The organism is Nostoc favosum CHAB5714 (assembly GCF_020829495.1).
GTDB lineage: Bacteria > Cyanobacteriota > Cyanobacteriia > Cyanobacteriales > Nostocaceae > Nostoc > Nostoc favosum.
The window spans coordinates 26432-44301 of the sequence record NZ_JAIVFQ010000057.1 but is presented as its reverse complement, the minus strand read 5'-3'; the positions used below and the strand labels follow the sequence as shown (position 1 = coordinate 44301).

12 protein-coding genes are annotated in these 17870 nt (G+C 43.6%); 5 read left to right on the top strand and 7 right to left on the bottom strand.

Translation table 11 applies throughout. From position 1 onward, the window contains the following. Positions 1–94 precede the first annotated feature (94 nt). The 3 genes from LC586_RS26880 to LC586_RS26870 form a co-directional block, all read right to left on the bottom strand. The gene (locus LC586_RS26880; RefSeq protein ID WP_438822934.1) at positions 95–268 is read right to left on the bottom strand and encodes an antibiotic biosynthesis monooxygenase family protein; all 174 of its coding nucleotides are present in this window, start codon (positions 266–268) and stop codon (positions 95–97) included. 273 nt (positions 269–541) lie between these two features. After that, on the bottom strand, positions 542–1894 hold the full coding sequence (locus LC586_RS26875; protein ID WP_229488285.1) for an MATE family efflux transporter: 1353 nt from the start codon (positions 1892–1894) through the stop codon (positions 542–544). 494 nt (positions 1895–2388) lie between these two features. After that, positions 2389–3297: a metallophosphoesterase family protein gene (locus tag LC586_RS26870; RefSeq protein ID WP_229488284.1), complete on the bottom strand. Its 909-nt coding sequence runs from the start codon at positions 3295–3297 to the stop codon at positions 2389–2391. 135 nt (positions 3298–3432) lie between these two features. On the opposite strand from LC586_RS26870, the gene LC586_RS26865 reads away from it, so the two are divergent. After that, positions 3433–4335 (top strand): hypothetical protein, encoded by a 903-nt coding sequence (locus tag LC586_RS26865; protein ID WP_229488283.1) that lies wholly within the window; start codon positions 3433–3435, stop codon positions 4333–4335. Positions 4336–4405: 70 nt separating this feature from the next. Then, the gene (locus tag LC586_RS26860) at positions 4406–5239 is read left to right on the top strand and encodes an ATP-grasp domain-containing protein (RefSeq protein WP_229488282.1); all 834 of its coding nucleotides are present in this window, start codon (positions 4406–4408) and stop codon (positions 5237–5239) included. A gap of 26 nt (positions 5240–5265) precedes the next feature. On the opposite strand, the gene LC586_RS26855 is transcribed toward LC586_RS26860, so the two are convergent. After that, positions 5266–5652, bottom strand: a complete 387-nt coding sequence (locus LC586_RS26855; RefSeq protein WP_229488281.1) for a hypothetical protein — start codon at positions 5650–5652, stop codon at positions 5266–5268. Positions 5653–6366: 714 nt separating this feature from the next. On the opposite strand from LC586_RS26855, the gene sigC reads away from it, so the two are divergent. Next, a complete protein-coding gene (sigC, locus tag LC586_RS26850; protein ID WP_229488280.1) occupies positions 6367–7617 on the top strand; it encodes an RNA polymerase sigma factor SigC in 1251 nt (416 codons plus the stop codon). A 432-nt stretch (positions 7618–8049) separates the two neighbouring features. Further along, entirely contained in the window at positions 8050–8505 is a 456-nt protein-coding gene (locus LC586_RS26845; protein WP_012407750.1) for a Fur family transcriptional regulator, read from the top strand. Between the two features lie 130 nt (positions 8506–8635). Here LC586_RS26845 and LC586_RS26840 read toward each other — a convergent pair whose 3' ends face one another. Both LC586_RS26840 and LC586_RS26835 read right to left on the bottom strand, forming a co-directional pair. Continuing rightward, positions 8636–9784, bottom strand: a complete 1149-nt coding sequence (locus LC586_RS26840; RefSeq protein WP_229488279.1) for a peptidoglycan-binding domain-containing protein — start codon at positions 9782–9784, stop codon at positions 8636–8638. A gap of 9 nt (positions 9785–9793) precedes the next feature. Then, positions 9794–14338 carry a cobaltochelatase subunit CobN gene (locus LC586_RS26835; protein ID WP_229488278.1) on the bottom strand — a complete coding sequence of 1515 codons (4545 nt, stop codon included), beginning with the start codon at positions 14336–14338 and terminating at the stop codon, positions 9794–9796. 94 nt (positions 14339–14432) lie between these two features. On the opposite strand from LC586_RS26835, the gene LC586_RS26830 reads away from it, so the two are divergent. Continuing rightward, positions 14433–16499, top strand: coding sequence for a GAF domain-containing sensor histidine kinase (locus LC586_RS26830; RefSeq protein ID WP_229488277.1), 2067 nt, complete (start codon positions 14433–14435; stop codon positions 16497–16499). A gap of 428 nt (positions 16500–16927) precedes the next feature. Here the strand turns inward: LC586_RS26830 and LC586_RS26825 are convergent, their stop codons facing one another. Continuing rightward, entirely contained in the window at positions 16928–17860 is a 933-nt protein-coding gene (locus LC586_RS26825; RefSeq protein ID WP_229488287.1) for an NAD(P)H-dependent glycerol-3-phosphate dehydrogenase, read from the bottom strand. Positions 17861–17870: the final 10 nt, after the last annotated feature.

Genomic DNA, 17870 nt, shown 5'->3' with positions numbered 1-17870 from the left:
AAATGGTCGGCATGGGGCATCGGCACGACCTTAAACGGACGGGGAGCGACCATAAGACTACGAAGAGTAGCTAGTTGCTGTGAGCCGCCAAGAATCACCGCACCTTTAGGTGCGGTGAGTATGTCAAAAGTAATAAGTATTTACCTTGGACTTCTATACATCTATGCAATTCATGGGATAAATACCCGTCCATTGAAGAAATAATTTTAGAAGCTTTTTTGAAAGTAGCTTCAAAATCTGATTCTAGACCAGGTTTAACATGAAGCATAACTGCCTCAAGAATCATAAAATTTCGTGGTGATAATTAAGCTAATGTTAAAATAATTCGTAATTCGTAATTCGTAATTCGTAATGGGCTTCTCTTCGAGACGCTAAACGCGAACGCCCCGCTGCGCTAACGTAATTAAGTTTTGCAACGGGGATTTAGCTTAGGCATCAAAACTTGCCGCTTAATAGTTGCGGGGGACTTAAACCCACGGAACTTGTTAACGCGATGTGCAACTTAATATTCTGACCTCTCTCCTTCCTTTTAGGCTATCCATTACCCCTGGTTAGTTGTTTTGTTGCTAAACCGCCAAGTCATGATTATTGCAGCGATCGCTAAACCAATAGCCAGTCCCCACCAAAGACCAATCGCTCCATACCCCGACCAGATTCCGAAAGTATAACCAGTGAATAAACCAACACACCAATAAGCAAAAATACCAATCAACATAGGAATTCGAGTGTCTTTTAGTCCGCGTAATGCTGCCCCCGCAGTAACTTGCACACCGTCAACTATTTGAAAAATCGCTGCCACTCCCAGCAATTTCACTGCAAGGACAACCACATCTGCATTGTTTGGATCGTTAATGTCAATATAAAGAGAAATAATCGACTTTGGCACTAACCACAATGTAATGCCTACAACACCCATAGATAGAGCTGCAAAGGCAATGCCTACATATCCAGCCAGACGAGTAGCAAGCAGGTCATTCTGTCCAACTAACTGCCCAACACGTACTGTTGTGGCTAGAGAAATGCCTAGTGCAAGCTGGAATGATATCGAAATTGTTTGTAAAGCAATTTGATGGGCAGCAAGAGCGTTTGTTCCTAATTGTCCTATTATGAAAGTAACAACGGTGAATAGTCCCCCTTCGACCGCAATCAGTCCCCCAATGGGCAATCCAACCTGAAAAATCTCGCCAATGATCCGGCGATGCTCTAGGGGAAAAGCTTTTTTAGATGAAGCTCGAAAAATACTGTAAACTGCAAAGCGAGGCTGATTACATATATAAACTGCCAAAGCAACAAACATACTCCAAAGTGAGAGTGTGCTTGCCCAACCGATACCAGCTAAACCCAGCGCCGGAAATCCCAGTTTGCCAAACATCAGCACATAGTTAGCTGTGATGTTGAGCAGAGTACCCAAAACCACAGTCACCATTACTAATTGCGGTTGCAATAGAGCAGAAAGAAAGCTTTTAAGTACTCCAAAGCCTAAAGCAGGAATAAAACCCAGTGCGATCGCCCTTAAATAAATCTCTGCTAGTGCTACTGTCTTAGCATCCTGCCCTAGTAGAAGTAGTAAAGCACCTGCATTGTAAAGCAGCAATGTAATTGGTATTCCTAGTACCAAAGATATCCCTAGTCCCAGGCGGACAATTGTGCCAACTTTTTCTCTATTTCCGGCTCCGTATGCTTGGGCAGCTAAGGGACTGACAGCAGAAACTATACCAGTAACGATCAACAGACAAAAACTAAAGATAGTAACTCCCAAGGCTCCAGATGCAATAGTCTGACTTCCCAACCAGCCCATCATTACCGTATCCACAAAACCAGTTGCAGATTGAGCCAGTTGTGCTGCTGCCAAAGGTACGGCTAACACGAGACATTTTTTAACTTCAGAAAACATAGGCTTATAACCCGATGTGAAGAACAAAGGGTTTTTCCAAAATCTAAACCCATGTTCAGAAGATGCTGCTCCTGTGAACTTGAATCTATCTTAATGGAGTAAGAGAATTCGCGTTACAGTCTTACGGAGTAAAGACTAGCGGGAGATGAATTGCCACCACCTAACAACTAACGCGACAGTGTTTTATTCTTTGGTTGATTTTGGTTCTCAACGCAATATTTTAGTTGCTCGACTGTAGTCATATAACTAAGCTGATTTTAACATTTTTGAGGGGTCTAAGTCCCTCGCTTCTAAATCGCGACAAGTTTTGCGGTGGGGTATAAAATCCCCAGACGCTCTCGAAGAGACGCTAAAAGCGAACGCGGACTCGAAGAGAGCAACTCTTGGAGACGCACTCGCGTTCGCTAATGCAAAACAAAATTTACTGTCTTCGCAGCGGGGCGTTCGCGTTTAGCGTCTCGAAGAGAAGCCCATTACGAATTACGAATTACGAATTATTTTAATTGAATAATGCCTTTATCAAAAACGCGATTATCAGTAGCGATCGCACTTACTTCTATTCTATTTTTATACACCTCATAAGAGGCAAAACTTAAATCACTAGTAGAATACTTTGTCCACTCAGAACGCCCTACAGGACGATTGCCAGCACCTGCGCCACAAATTAAATAAGTTGTACCATTAATAGCACGAGTGCGTTCATAATTGTGTTCGTGACCATTGATGTAAAGTTGAACGCCGTATTTTTGAAATAGAGGAGTGAAAGTTTTAATAAAATCTGGATTACTCCCATACTGACCCGATGAATAAATTGGATGATGACCAAATACAACTTTCCAAGGAGCTTTACTAAGACTTAATTCTTTTTCTAACCAAGTTAGCTGGTTTTTCCAATCAGCATTACTATTAGTATCTAACGCAAAAAATTGTACTTTATTACGTTTAAATGTATAATAACGTCCCTTCATATTAAAGCCAGCATACTTGACTTGTGGATCACCATTGGCAGTACGAATATCATGATTACCTAAACAAGCCTGAAATTTTACACCAAGCTTTAGCAAAGCTTGATAAGGACGCTCAAAAACTGCACCAATTTTCTCAATTTCGCCGTTGTTGTAAATATTGTCTCCAGCTAAAACGACTAAATCATAAGGATTTTGTTTATGATATGCATTCATTGCTCCAGCCACAGCATACTGTCCTTTAGCGCCAGTCCCCGTATCAGCCACAGACACAAAACGTAATAACAAGTCTTTTTTGGCTGGGTTGGCGGCTATAGCGGTTGTTGAATCGGTAATATCAGCAGTTTGATGATTTTGACGAAACGTCCAGCCGAAAAATCCTGCACTAATGGCGCTGAGGCTACTTAAAAATAAAAATTGACGACGTTTTAGGTTCATAACTCACCAAATTTAATAAATAGTCAGTTTAGCTGAAGCAATGTGCAATGAAGTGATACATTAAGGCAAAAGAAGGCAGCACCAGTAATAATGTACGTTGTTTGTCTTTAATTCGCTGCTTTTGGTGAAAGTTCCATGTCACAAGACAATCAGTCAAAACCGACGGATGAGCAAGTAACTCAACCTCCCCAAAAACCTTACCAGAGAGTTCAGCCATTTTGGAAGGCTAAAATTATCCAACTTCTCCAAGGGACGATTGGGGTTTTAGAAGTAACCGTGGAGAAACTAGAGACAGCACCCCCATCAGGTACTGAAGAAAAACCCGGCTTTTTCCAGCAGTTTCAGTTGTGGTGGGGTGGACTGTTAAGGACAATCCGCTTGTTTTTACCATCAAATTTGTCAACAAAGTTATCAGATACCGCTTTGACGGGAATTGTTACTGGAATTGCTGTAATTATCGTTTGGACAACTACGAGTGTCTTTACTGGTAAACCTACTGAAATAGCAACTGTTCCACCCGTTGAAGAGGTTCCTGCACGAACACCGACACCAACGATAACTACTCCACCTGAGTCAGTTACACCAGAACCACAGCCGCCACTGCCACCAGAGGAAATTACGCCGCCAGAAGTAGAAACTCCGCCACCACCAACGCCGGAAGCGGAAGCGGAACCCGAACCAATTCCCACGGCAACGCCAACGCCAGCCATAGAATTAACACCAGAACAAGCGTTGATTGCGGCTATTGAAAATCAGGTAGCTGAAATTAGCGATCGCATTGCCTCTGGTCTGATAAAGTCAATTCAAGCCAACTTCCGCACCAGCAATCTTACAGTTAAAATTAGTGATGATTGGTACACTCTCAAAGAATCTCAGCAGGACAAACTAGCTGCGGAAATATTACAACGCTCTCAAGAACTTGATTTTACCCATTTAGAAATTATCGACTCCCAAAATAGGCTGATAGCGCGTAACCCAGTTGTTGGTACTGAGATAGTAATTTTTAAACGGCAAACAGCAAGTGAGAATAATTCGTAATTCGTAATACTTCGGCTACGCTCAGTACAAGTTCGTAATTCGTAATTTAGACGTTTAAATTTAAGTATTTATGTTAGACAACGTTTCGCTAGTATTGCAAGCTTGTAAAAACTTAAACATCAGCTATGAAATTATTCATCCGGCTGAAAACTTAATCAAAATAAAACTCAATAATAAACACCATTATTTTTGTAACTATAGCACTCCGTTGATTAATCAAGCAGTATCACACCTTATAAAAGACAAGGAATACACTTACCATGCTTTAAATAAAAAAGTTAAACTTCCTCGGACATTAGGTTTTCTTTCACCTTTTTGCGAACTTCAGTATAAGATGTACTTAAAATTCCCAAGTTTTCAAGATATTATATTAGAAATAAAAGATAAATTTGAAACACCTGTTATTGTCAAAAGGAATTCTGGCGCTGGTGGACATAACGTTTTTCTATGTCAGAATACAGATGAAATTGAAACCGCTTTAAAAGAGATTTTTAATATCAATTATAAAAAGTATGATTACGTTGCGATCGCTCAAGAATTTATTCACATAAAATCTGAATATAGAGCGATTTTCTTAAATAAAGAGTTAGTTTTGCTCTATGAAAAAGATATAAGTGATGCAGAGTTTGCAGGGAACCTCAGCCCTCTGCACTGGAATGGTGCAAAAGCAAAGTATATCAACGAGCCACAAATATTGTCAGAGATTGCTAATTTCGCTCAACCAATTTTTGAAGAATTAGACCTTGATTATGGTGGTTTAGATATAGTCTTAGATCGAGATAACCAATATTGGTTAATTGAAGTCAATTCTCACCCAAATTATACTATTTTCACTAGAGACAATGGAGAGGAGCCTGTGTTGAAAGTTTTTGAAAAAATGCTTATTAGCCTAGCCTCGAAATAAAAATTCAATATCCTAATACCATTTCTTTATGAAGCTGCGCTGAATTTTTTAACCTTGCTTTTTCTCCTCTGTGTTGCGCCAGTTGCTTCTCCCAAGGGGAGACGCTGCGCGAACAAGTCTCTTAACCGCAAGGGCGCACTGGCTTCTCTGTGTCTCTGCGGTTCGTTCCTTTCTAAATTTGGTGCATCTTTATACAGAATTGGTATAACTCTCAATACTGCTCGATTAAGAAGAATAGTAGCGACTGTCTTGAATGTCAACTGCGATCGCAAAAAAAAGCTGAAAACAAGTTGACGCAACTGGGGAACCGCTTCGCTGATTCGGTGGTGCCTGGTACGGGCATCGAGATTTTGCATTAACCAAGGTTGGAACGGTCTACTACTTCCTCTAAGATACAAGGTTGGGTTGAACATTCGTGTTACCCAACAAACCCCCCAAAATGTTGGGTTACCCTGCCTTAAGCCCCTTTGGGTCTACGTTCCTCAACCCAACCTACACATTTTTATTTTTTATTCTTAACCGAGCAGTATTGTATAAGCGCCCTAGTTGTGCAAATTAAATGCGCGACAGCTTATGTCAAGTTGAAATTGACGGGTTAGCACGACACCGAGAGAGTATTTAATAACTTCCCCGCGTTTTCTATCTCCGTGTCGATAGAATTTTTGCCGTTAATGCTAATCACTTCCCCAATATCGATTAGTTCTACTTATACCTGAATAATCCTGAGAAAAAATTGGTAAATCGTCAGGATATTACTTTTGTAGCCATGTAAATGTGACTATGCCAATTATAAAGATGACATTCACTGAAGGATGTTTATACTGTGTTATAAAAGTTACTTTTAAAGCCCATCAAGGTTGAAATGTTAACTAAGTAGTCGAAATATTGAAAACCTAGCTGCCGACTTGAATAGCTATTGGTTTAATCAAAAGTTTAGCAGCCGATTAAGTTCAGTAATGCTGTATCCAATTAAACCCTTACAATTAATTTCAAAAAAAAATTGTAATGGAACGTTCAACCATGTTAGTTCATCGTAAATCACGGGAACAATAGCAACAGTTGAATAGCTGACCGTAATCTAAGCTGACCGAAATCTATTGTTACCTGGAGCCATTGAGACGATCTTTATGCCAGCAACATCTTTTTATGCAGATGCCCCCTACAATACCAAAAAGTCCCGCCAGGCTTTGGACTCGGATCTCACGGTTGATGACAGTGAGTTATCGGTAGATGATTTACAGGAGCTAGAGATGGCTTCTGCTGACAATGCTAACTTTGCTACTAACACTAACCGTCGGAGTACAGACCTAGTACGTCTATATCTTCAGGAAATTGGTCGGGTTCGCTTGTTAGGGCGGGATGAAGAGGTTTCAGAAGCTCAAAAAGTCCAACGTTACTTGCGGATGCGGATAGTGCTTGCTAACGCCGCAAAGCTTGGGGATGAAGTGATTACGCCCTATCTAAGGTTAGTTGAAGTTCAAGAACGCCTTACCTCAGAACTAGGACATCGCCCGTCTTTGGAAAGATGGGCTGCTACTGCTGACATAATTTTATCGGATCTCAGACCAACTTTGGCAGAAGGCAAACGTCGCTGGGCTGAAATCGCCAAGTTGACGGTAGAAGAGCTGGAGCAAGTTCAGTCCCAAGGACTGCAAGCAAAAGAACACATGATTAAGGCTAATCTCCGCCTAGTTGTGTCTGTTGCTAAGAAGTATCAAAATCGCGGTTTGGAATTGTTGGATTTAGTCCAAGAAGGCACACTTGGTTTGGAGCGGGCTGTAGAAAAATTTGACCCCACCAAGGGTTATCGCTTCAGTACCTATGCTTACTGGTGGATTCGTCAGGGAATTACACGGGCGATCGCTACTTCTAGTCGCACCATCCGCCTCCCTGTCCATATTACCGAAAAGTTAAACAAAATCAAAAAGGCTCAACGCAAAATTGCTCAAGAAAAAGGTCGCACCCCAACTCTAGAAGATTTAGCAACTGAGTTAGAGATGACACCGACCCAAGTACGAGAAGTTTTGTTGCGGGTTCCTCGCTCCGTTTCTTTGGAAACCAAAGTAGGTAAGGATAAAGACACTGAGTTAGGCGAATTACTCGAAACTGACAGTGTAACCCCAGAAGAGATGTTAATGCGAGAATCTTTACAAAGAGACTTGCATCATCTTCTGTCAGATTTGACTAGCCGGGAGCGTGATGTAATTTTGATGCGGTTTGGTTTGGCAGATGGTCATCCTTACTCTTTAGCAGAAATTGGCCGCGCTCTCGATTTATCACGGGAACGAGTCAGACAAATAGAATCCAAGGCTTTGCAAAAGCTACGTCAACCCAAGCGTCGCAACCTCATCCGCGACTATTTAGAGTCTCTAAGTTAGTCATTTGTCATTTGTCATTTGTCATTAGTCATTTGTCATTAGAAAACTACACTTGACAAATGACTACGCACAAATGGCTAATTTTATCCCATATTTAAAGCCTTTTAGAGGCTTGTAGCAAATTATTTGCATTTAATTGTACAAAATTTTCCCCAGACCTTTGCTCAAATATCTTGAAGGTGGGGATCAACTAAGCAATTCAAAATTAACTTATTCAAAATTCAAAGTCAAGGGATGCAATCGTTACAAGTATCCTAACTATTAGCTGTATGCAAATTAAATGCACTACAGCTTATTAGTTGAATTTTGAGCAAGATTTGATGAATTGTTCTTAAATATTTAGCATACATTCTCAATAGGCAAGGATTGTTGCAAATTGCTCCCAAGATTTGTTATATTCTCAATTAACGAGCTTTGTTGAGAAATATTAGTATGACTGTCTACACAACTACTTCACTCAAGGCAGAACTGAACGAACGAGGCTGGCGATTAACTCCCCAGCGCGAAACAATTTTACACATTTTTCAAGAACTTCCGCAAGGTGAACATCTGAGTGCGGAGGATCTTTATCATCGGCTAGAAACTGATGGTGAAGGGATCAGTCTGTCAACTATTTATCGGACTTTGAAGTTGATGGCAAGAATGGGGATTTTACGGGAACTAGAACTGGGCGAGGGACATAAGCATTATGAGATCAACCAGCCCTATCCCCATCACCACCATCACTTAATTTGTGTTAGATGCAACTCAACTATTGAGTTTAAAAATGACTCAATTTTAAAAATTGGGTCGAAAACCGCTCAAAAAGAAGGTTTTCACCTGCTTGACTGTCAAATGACTATCCATGCAGTGTGTCCCAAGTGCCAACGGGCACTGATGCCGCTTTAGCACTTAGGTAGATAAAAAACAAAACTACTCAAATTAACCAAATAAATGGAATTTTGAGCAGTTCGTAATTTGATGTTACTGGAGGCAAGCAACCAGTTGGGGACTGATACTAACAACGCCAAAGCGGATGTTAAAAGCGTCCGCTCTTAAGATCCTTGAGACTGATGCCGTAGAATTCTTGGGCTTGTTTAATTGCTTTTTTGGTGTCAGCTGCCATCACACCGTTCAGCTTGCCTTTATAAAAACCCCGCTCCCGTAGTCGCGTTTGGATTTCTAAGGTATTAAATTCGCTTTTGCTAGCAGTATTAACTGAGCTATATAACTTAGCTCGCGTAGTTGGGCCAGCAACGCCACTTGCTGCCAAGTAATTAGCTGCCTGGAATCTCCTTACAGCATCGGCAGTGTAGGGGCCATAGTAGCCATTTGGCTCTCCCTCTAAATATCCTGCCTGGATCAATTGTTCTTGAAGTACTCTAACTGGCTCACCGCGATCGCCTATACGGAATTTATCTCGATTGACTACCTTTTGGGTTTTGGGAGCCTCTTCTCCATCACCGATGCCAACTCCCGGCAATTTACCTAATGTTGCTGGGCCAGCAACTCCATCAACGCTTAATTTGTAAGCATCTTGGAACCGCTTGACAGCTTCTTCGGTAATTGGGCCAAATATTCCTGTGGCGTTCCCGTAATAAAAGCCTGCAACTCTTAAGCGTTCTTGTAAAGCCCTGACATCTTCACCTTCATCCCCCTTAGCAAGGTAGTTAGGATTGCGGCGTTGGTTAGTTGCTGAACTAGCTGAACTAGTAGTGCTGGGCTTTTTAGCTTGTGCGCTTCTTACAGCAGTCGTTTTTTTAGTTTGTGTAGCCCTAGTTGTGGGCTTTTTCGCTTGCCAACTTTCTAATTTTTGCAGGGTGCTTGCTCCAACAATGCCGTCCACTGGTAAACCAGCGGCCTTTTGGAAGCGCCGCACAGCTTCTTGTGTGGATGCGTCATATACTTGGGTAACAGAAGCTTGGTAAAAACCTGCTGTTTTCAACTTTTGTTGTAGATTTCTGACAGAAGGGCCTTGATCGCCTTTTTCCAGTGCCATGACGCTGCTAAGGGCGCCAAGAATAGACAAGGACAGAGCAAGGGGCAACATATACTTCCAAGCCCTACCAGAAAGCCGTTTCCAGTCTGGTGCAGCTGCTTTGTTAAACAAAGAACTGAGGGAGACCAATTCACTGGGTGTGCTGTCTTCGTAGGCGAAAGCTAGGTGCAAATACGCAAGATTTTCCATATTTGTTTCCTACACCATTGATTTTTCTTCGATCACTGCTTCAGCTTGATGTACTAGGTTCCTCAAAGCTTCTAATGTTCCTATATTTACATCCTCCCACAAATTGCGCTTGTGTGCTTCTAATAATTTTTCTGCAATATCACGCAGTGCATAAGGGTTCTTTTCCTGAGTAAATTCCAAGACTACTGGATCGAGCAGGTAAGCTTCTACTATGCCTTGATACATATAATCTTCGACACATTTAGCTGTTGCATCGTAGGCGAATAAAAAATCTACTGTCGCCGCCATTTCAAAGGCTCCTTTGTAACCGTGGCGCATGACTCCCGCAATCCACTTGGGATTAACTACGCGAGAACGATACACCCGTGCGATTTCTTCTTTCAGTTGGCGGACTCGTGGTTTAGCGGGTATGGAATTATCACCAAAATAAGTTTGGGGATTTTTTCGCTGTAGAGAACGCACCGCCGCTGTTAAGCCACCCTGAAATTGGTAATAATCATCAGAATCGAGTAGATCGTGTTCACGGTTGTCTTGATTATGCAGGACAACTTGCATTTGGGATAAGCGTTGCTTGAAGGCTTCGGGGGAGGGGAGGGGGGATGAGGGGGATGAGGGGGATGAGGAGGATGAGGAGGATGAGGGGGATGAGGGGGATGTTGCTCCCATTACTCCCTCATCTCCCCCTGCTCCCTCATCTTCCCCTGCGCCGCTTCCTGAAGAGTAGGCGTAAGAACTCCAGTTGATGTAGGCGCGGGCTAAATCTTCGTCATCTGTCCAGTTTTGCGATTCGATTAAACCTTGGAGTCCTGCGCCGTAAGCACCTGGGCGAGAACCAAAGATGCGATAGCGCGATCGCACCACTGCTTCTTCTAAAGTTAATCCTTGGCTTGTCCACAAATCAGTTTCTTGGCGAACTGCATCCGCTAGGGGGTTTTGTTCTGGTGGTTCATCCAAGTCTGCTACTGCTGATACTGCTTGAGCGAATAAATCAATTAAGTTGCCAAAAGCATCCCGGAAGAATCCAGAAATTCGCAAGGTGACATCTACACGGGGACGCCCCAAAATCGCTAGAGGCAAAATTTCAAAATCCACTACTCGCCGCGCTGCACCATCCCAGACAGGTTGGACTCCGAGTAAAGCCAAGGCTTCGGCTATATCATCACCGCCTGTTCTCATGGTGGCTGTTCCCCACAGTGATAAACCTAGTGTTTTTGGATACTCACCATGCTCTTGTGTGTAATATTCAACGAGGGTTTCAGCAGCTTTTCTACCGATATCCCAGGCTGTTTCTGTGGGAATGGCGCGAATATCGACAGAATAAAAGTTTCTCCCTGTTGGTAGAACTTCTGGGCGGCCGCGTGTGGGTGCGCCAGATGGAGCGCTGGGGACGTAACCGCCATCGAGTCCATGTAATAAATGGGTGATTTCTTGGTGGGTTTGTTGTAAAGCTGGAAGGAGGCGATCGCGTATCCAGGTAGAGACGCGATGAATCGCGTCTGTGCTGGGGGGGGAGACGCGATGAATCGCGTCTGTACAAGATTCCTGATTTCTAAATTCTGAATTCTGAATTCTGAATTCTGAATCCTGATTTATTAGTTGTTCTACTAAGAGGGCGGCGTGTTCTTCTAGGACTTCGACAATATCACCAAGGGTACGGCATTCTGTGCCATTGACTATTGAGTATTCACCACTAGGCATTGACAAATCGGCTGTGAGGGGGTCGAAGTCTAGTCCCCAATCTTGAGCTATGGCACGGGTAATACCTGAAGAATGCCGATTGGGTATGCGAGCGATCGCTACTATTAAATCTCGTAGCTGCCGTCCTTGGGGACATTGCCCAAAAATATGCAACCCGTCGCGGATTTGGGCTTCTTTCAATTCACAAAGATAGCCACCGATGGAATTCAAAATTAAAGATTCCGAATTAAAAATTTCTGTTTCATCGAAAGCGGCGGGAAACTCCATTTCCTCCTGGGTGTTCCGGGATAGTCGCCCCGTCGCTTGGGGCATTGGGCATAGGGCATTGCTAACTTCTTCCCCATGCCCAAAAACTCCATCCCCTTGTGGGTGGAGTTTTTTATTTTGGATTCCTAAATCTAGATGGAGATTTTCTTTGATCACCAGTTCGCGGATGCGATCGCGAATCACTGGCAAACGCGAAGGATCTAAACTGTCTGCTTCATAATACTCATCAATTAAATTTTCTAACTGCTGCAAAGAACCGTAGAGTTCCGCACGAGTCATCGGCGGCGTTAGGTGATCTATAATCACCGCTTGAGCGCGACGTTTGGCTTGGGAACCTTCACCAGGGTCATTGACAATAAATGGGTACAGGTGGGGAAGTGCGCCGAAAGCCACTTCTGGATAACAATTGCTGGATAAAGCCACACTTTTTCCGGGTAGCCATTCTAGATTTCCGTGTTTTCCCACATGAACTACAGCATCAGCACCAAAAGTTTCTCTGACCCAATAGTAGAAAGCTAAATAAGCATGAGTTGGTTCTAAATCCGGCGCATGATAATTCAAACTGGGGTCATTATCATAACCCCTTGCTGGCTGAATTCCCACGAAGACGTTGCCGAGTTGAATTCCAGAAATGGGGATTGGGCATTGGGCATTGGGCATTGGGCATTGGGCATTGGGCATTGGGTATGGATTCTTCTTATCTCCCTTATCTCCCTCATCTCCCTCATCTCCCTCATCTCCCTCATCTCCCTTCTTCCCATGCCCCATGCCCCATGCCCCATGCCCTATTCCCCACCTTTCACTAATACCTTGCTGAACTGCTGGCGGCAATGAAGCGAAATATTCTTGATACTCTTGCCAAGAAACACTTTGGTGTACCGGAAGCGATTCTCGACCTTCTGGATCATTGGTTATGCCATCTGTCAGCCGTTGAATCAACTCATCTCCTTGAGCAGGTGGATTTTCTACTTCATACCCTGCCTGATGTAAAGCTTGAAGGATTTCTACACAACTAGCTGGAGTGTCGAGTCCTACACCATTGGCGAGGCGGCCATTGCGGTTGGGGTAGTTTGCCAGAATTAGGGCAATTCGCCGTTCTTGGGGGGGTTTGGAACGTAGACGCGCCCAATTTGCTGCTAGTTTAGCAACGAACTCGATGCGATCGCTCACTGGTTCATAAATTACCACATCTGTCTCTAGATGGGGATTACGAGTTTGTACGGCTTTAAAAGACACAGCACGAGTAATAATCCGCCCATCTACTTCTGGTAGCGCCACATTCATCCCAATATCGCGGGGAGAAAGCCCTTGAAACTGTGACTCCCACTGCTCAATTGAGCCGCCACTGAGGATAACCTGCAACACAGGTACATCTAATTTTTCCCATAGTTCAGTTTGGGGTGTTTCGCTTTCCAAGCGTGCTAGAGAAAAACTGGTGGTATTTAGCAGTACAGCGATTGATTCGGCTTCTTTGGGTTGAAAAAATTCACTCAACTCAACTTGCACATCAGGTTCACGCAATGAAGAAACAAACACTGGCACTGGTTGTAAATTTTTCTGTGCCAAAGCTTCGCATAAAGCATCAATGACCTTAGTATTTCCCGCTAAATAATGAGCGCGGTAGAAAAGGATGCCAATTTTGGGGATTGGGGATTGGGCATTGGGCATTGGGCATGGGGCATGGGGCATTGGGCATGGGGCATGGGGCATTGGGCATTGGAAGCCTTGAGGTTCTGAGGTGGATGAACGAGTATCTGAGGTGGATGAATGAGTATCTGAGGTGGATGAATGAGTATCTGAGGTGGATGAATGAGTATCTGAGGTGGATGAATGAGTATCTAAGGTGGATGAATGAGTATCTAAGGTGGATGAATGAGTATCTGAGGTGGATGAATGAGTATCTGAGGTGGATGAATGAGTATCTGAGGTGGATGAATGAGTATCTGAGGTGGATGAATGAGTATCTGAGGTGGATGAATCTAGTTCTAACTCTTCCCTTCCCCAGTCCCCAGTCCCCAATCCCCAGTCCCCACTCCCCACTCCCCATTCATACAATCCCACACGCGGAATCGGCCGAGGTAACGGCGGATTGTATGTAGTTAACAGGCAAGTGTCAGAGATAAATTGCAGAGCATTAACGAAATTTTCTACGCCGCCTTCGCTAAAATACTGCCATACCTGGTTAACAATACCCAAAGGCACGGTAGACTGGGAAATTAAATCGGGATCAAAAGCGTCGTCCCCTGGCATTACAATGAGGGTTCTACCATTACGTTGCACAATTTCTTGCACTACTTCTAAGCCATAACCCCAGTAGGAGCGTCCTCCTAACAGGCGCAAAATAATTACTTCGGCATATTCTAAAACTTGCTCTCCATAAGTATCTATACTTAATTGTTGCTGCAACTGCAACAGGTTAGCGACTCTTAATGCAGGAAAGCTTGCGGGTAATTTTGTCACCGCAGCTGCCAAGGTTTGAATGTCGGTATCAGCAGCCGTAATCAACACGAAAGGCGCTGGAGTTTGTTCTAAAAGAATTAAACCCTCTGACTGATTCCATCCACCCGATGTGCTACTTATACGATGCATAATCCTGTGTTACCGTTTTAAACTGTTGGTTAGTACACAATCAAAACAAACTTTTTTCCCTGCATTCAGCCCCCTTTTACCAAAATGATTGAAAATGCTTAGTTCTCCTGATTTGAGCTTTTCTCGAACCTTGCCTATTGTTGTATTTAATCAGCTTGGGGAATTGTTGGAACAGATGGCTCAAACGGTGGGAAGTGCCGCTCTGATACTGACAGAAGCTGTGTTGATGCGAATTTGCATACCTGTGGAATGGCAAAGGCAAAGGTTTACGTTGGTGGTTTCTGAGCAGTTTAGTGCGCTTCTGGTAGGAAACTTAGCGCAGGGGGAGCAGGGGGATTGGGGAGATGAGGGAGATGAGGGGGATGAGGGAGAACAAGTACCCACTCAGGACTCGGCGCTTAATGCTCAGTTGACATTTAATTTAGAGGCGATCGCAACATTTGTCTACGAATTGAGAGACTTGTTTGAGTGCGATTCCTCCACTCACCAAAATCTCGAAGGCTATCGCCAAATTATTCGCCCCAATGATGCCACGCTCCAAAGTCAATTCTCGCTGTTGTTATTAGAATATCTCTTAACTCAGCCAAGCCAAGAAATAATAGCACCTCTAAGCTCAACTGCGCCGACAGTTTATATCTGTCAACCAGTGGAAGATGCTTTAAAAAAACAGATTTCCCAAGAGCGGCTGTTGAATCAGGTAACAACGCAGATCCGCAAAAGCCTGGATTTGCCAGTGATTATGGCAACAGCAATTACACAAGTGCGTGAGTTTCTGGAATTAGACAGATTAGTGATCTATAAATTTGCAGGTTCCAAAGTCAAGGCTCAATACCAGTCTGACACTATTCCTCTGAATGGAACGGCACTGGTAACAGACATGGAACTATCGGTTGGGGAACCTGCCAAAATCTCTTTTTCTATACATGAGAGTAACGGTAAACACTCGCCTCCTGCGTTAGTCAATAATCAACCATTACTAGAAGACTGCCAAAACTATGGAGGTTATATTGTCTATGAAGTCCGGGCTACAGATGCTATTACATCGGTGTTGAATTACACGGAAAAAAATTGCTTTATCCGAAGCTCTCAATGTTGGGAAAAGTATCGCCAAGGCTTTACCTTAGCTGTGGACGATGTTGAAAAAACTTATGCTCTAGAAGAGTGTTTGTTAAATTTTTTGAGGGAAAGCCAGGTTCGGGCGAAGTTGGCTGCACCGATTATATTTGAGGACAAATTGTGGGGATTGCTGATTGCTCATCAGTGCGATAAACCCCACCAGTGGAATGATAGCGAAAAAAACTTGCTGATTGCGATCGCAGAACAATTAGCGATCGCAATTCACCAAGCTGAGTTAATGCAAACGCTCACCCAAGAAAAACAAACTCTCGAACAACGAGTTATTGAGCGCACAATGGCTCTGCGCGATGCTCTCCTCGCCGCCGAAGCTGCTAGCCGCCTCAGAAGTGAGTTTCTCGCTACTATCAGTCACGAATTGCTCACGCCTTTAACTTATGTTATTGGGATGTCGTCTACATTGTTACGTTGGCCTTTGGGTGAATTGAGTCAACGACAACGGGGTTATCTGCAAACAATCCACGACAGTGGAGAACATTTATTAGAAATGATTAATGACATCCTCGATTTATCGCAAATCGAGGCTGGTAAGATAGCTTTAAATATTTCGGAATTTTCTTTAGTGAATGTTGCCGAAAATGCTCTTGAGTCACTGCGAAAAAAAGCAACAAGCGAACAAATCAATCTCCAACTTGATTTGCAAATCGATCCCAGGCGCGATCGCTTTACCGCCGATGCCGAACGACTAGAACAAATTCTCTGGAATCTGTTAACTAATGCGATTAAATTTACCCCCGAAAGTGGTAGCGTTACCTTACGTCTTTGGGTGGAAGATGATACTGCTATTTTTCAAGTAGAAGACACCGGGATTGGTATTCACGAAGAACAATTACCATTACTGTTTGAGAAATTTCAGCAACTCGATACACCCTATCGCCGCCGCTACGAAGGCACTGGACTTGGACTGGCTTTAACGAAACAACTCGTAGAACTCCATCGGGGACGAATTGAAGTAGAATCAACTGTAAGTATTGGCTCAATTTTTACTGTATGGATACCAACTCAGGCTATGAGAGTGGTGAGTTAGAAGTCATTCCAATACTGCGTAGGTTTTGAGTCGATCCCCCCAACCCCCCGATAAATTGGGGGGCTAAAAATGCCTTATTTTCCACCCTTTTTAAGGCCATACAGTTCAGTTAAGCATTTCTTTCTTCTCTTCCTTTGCGTTCTTTGCGTCCTTTGCGGTAGCCTCCGGCAAGCCGATGCAGCGTCTACGTTAAAAAAATTGACTTTGACTAATATTTAAGCCTTAACTGAACCGTATTGCTTTTTAAGGGGGACTAAGGGGGATCTCCAATGACTATGCACCAAAACCCGAGCAGTATTGCGATGGGATGTTTTTTTTTACTGGAAGTCCCTAACTAGAACACTAATTCAGTAATATTAAAAGAACCTCTCCCCCAAACCTGCAAAATTTGGGGGCTGGGGAGGGTTAGGTTTTTGATTGTTGAAACTCTAGTAGTTGTACTCTGGCTTGATATCTCGCAGCATCAGTTCATCAAGCGCTTGTTGGGGTGTCACTTCACCCTGAAGTAACCGATAAACTTGCTCAGTAATTGGAACGGGAATGCTTTGTTGCTTGGCTCGTTGCATCAAAACCCGGCAGGTGTTCACTCCTTCAGCAGTTCCTTGCAAATTTGCGAGAGTTTCTGTAAGTGACTTACCACCAGCTAGCTGATAGCCGACTTGATAATTGCGACTTAAGGGACTATTGCAGGTTGCTAACAAATCTCCTAAACCTGATAAACCATAAAATGTTTCTGTCTTCGCACCCCAGTTGTTGCCGATGCGAACCATTTCTGTAAGTCCACGGGTGACTAAAGCAGCTTTGGCATTGGTTCCCAGTTGTAAACCATCGCACACACCGGCTGCGATCGCAATCACATTTTTCAGTGTTCCCCCCAATTCCACTCCCAAAGGATCAGGATTGGTATATACCCGGAAACGATGAGAAGAAAATACTAACTGCACTATTTCCGCAGCCGTGGGAATATTACTGGCTACCACCGTGGCTGCTGGTAATTCCATTTGAATTTCTTTTGATAAATTAGGCCCAGACAAAACAACCACTGCATGGTTAGGGAATACTGTTTGCCAAATTTGCGACGGCGTGCAGGTAGTTTGAGGGTCTAAGCCTTTCGTCGCTGTGACAAAAATTGTCTCTGGAGAAAGAGGGAAAGACTGGACTTGGGAAGCAACATCCCTCACACCAATCATCGAGATAGCGGATAGGATTATTTGGACATCTTTTAAAACTGCTTGGATTTGGGAACCTTGACGCGACCAGACGCGCACCTGATGACCATTTGCTGCGGCGAGATTTGCCAGAGATGTACCCCAAGCACCTGCACCAAGAATTGCAACGGAAACTTTTGAGTTGGAGTACATCTGCTCACTC

Excerpts from the sequence above, each read along its gene's own strand:
- LC586_RS26880 (WP_438822934.1), bottom strand. The coding sequence starts at position 268 with ATGCTTCATGTTAAACCTGGTCTAGAATCAGATTTTGAAGCTACTTTC.
- LC586_RS26875 (WP_229488285.1), bottom strand. The coding sequence starts at position 1,894 with ATGTTTTCTGAAGTTAAAAAATGTCTCGTGTTAGCCGTACCTTTGGCA.
- LC586_RS26870 (WP_229488284.1), bottom strand. The coding sequence starts at position 3,297 with ATGAACCTAAAACGTCGTCAATTTTTATTTTTAAGTAGCCTCAGCGCC.
- LC586_RS26865 (WP_229488283.1), top strand. The coding sequence starts at position 3,433 with ATGTCACAAGACAATCAGTCAAAACCGACGGATGAGCAAGTAACTCAA.
- LC586_RS26860 (WP_229488282.1), top strand. The coding sequence starts at position 4,406 with ATGTTAGACAACGTTTCGCTAGTATTGCAAGCTTGTAAAAACTTAAAC.
- LC586_RS26855 (WP_229488281.1), bottom strand. The coding sequence starts at position 5,652 with ATGTTCAACCCAACCTTGTATCTTAGAGGAAGTAGTAGACCGTTCCAA.
- sigC (WP_229488280.1), top strand. The coding sequence starts at position 6,367 with ATGCCAGCAACATCTTTTTATGCAGATGCCCCCTACAATACCAAAAAG.
- LC586_RS26845 (WP_012407750.1), top strand. The coding sequence starts at position 8,050 with ATGACTGTCTACACAACTACTTCACTCAAGGCAGAACTGAACGAACGA.
- LC586_RS26840 (WP_229488279.1), bottom strand. The coding sequence starts at position 9,784 with ATGGAAAATCTTGCGTATTTGCACCTAGCTTTCGCCTACGAAGACAGC.
- LC586_RS26835 (WP_229488278.1), bottom strand. The coding sequence starts at position 14,338 with ATGCATCGTATAAGTAGCACATCGGGTGGATGGAATCAGTCAGAGGGT.
- LC586_RS26830 (WP_229488277.1), top strand. The coding sequence starts at position 14,433 with ATGCTTAGTTCTCCTGATTTGAGCTTTTCTCGAACCTTGCCTATTGTT.
- LC586_RS26825 (WP_229488287.1), bottom strand. The coding sequence starts at position 17,860 with ATGTACTCCAACTCAAAAGTTTCCGTTGCAATTCTTGGTGCAGGTGCT.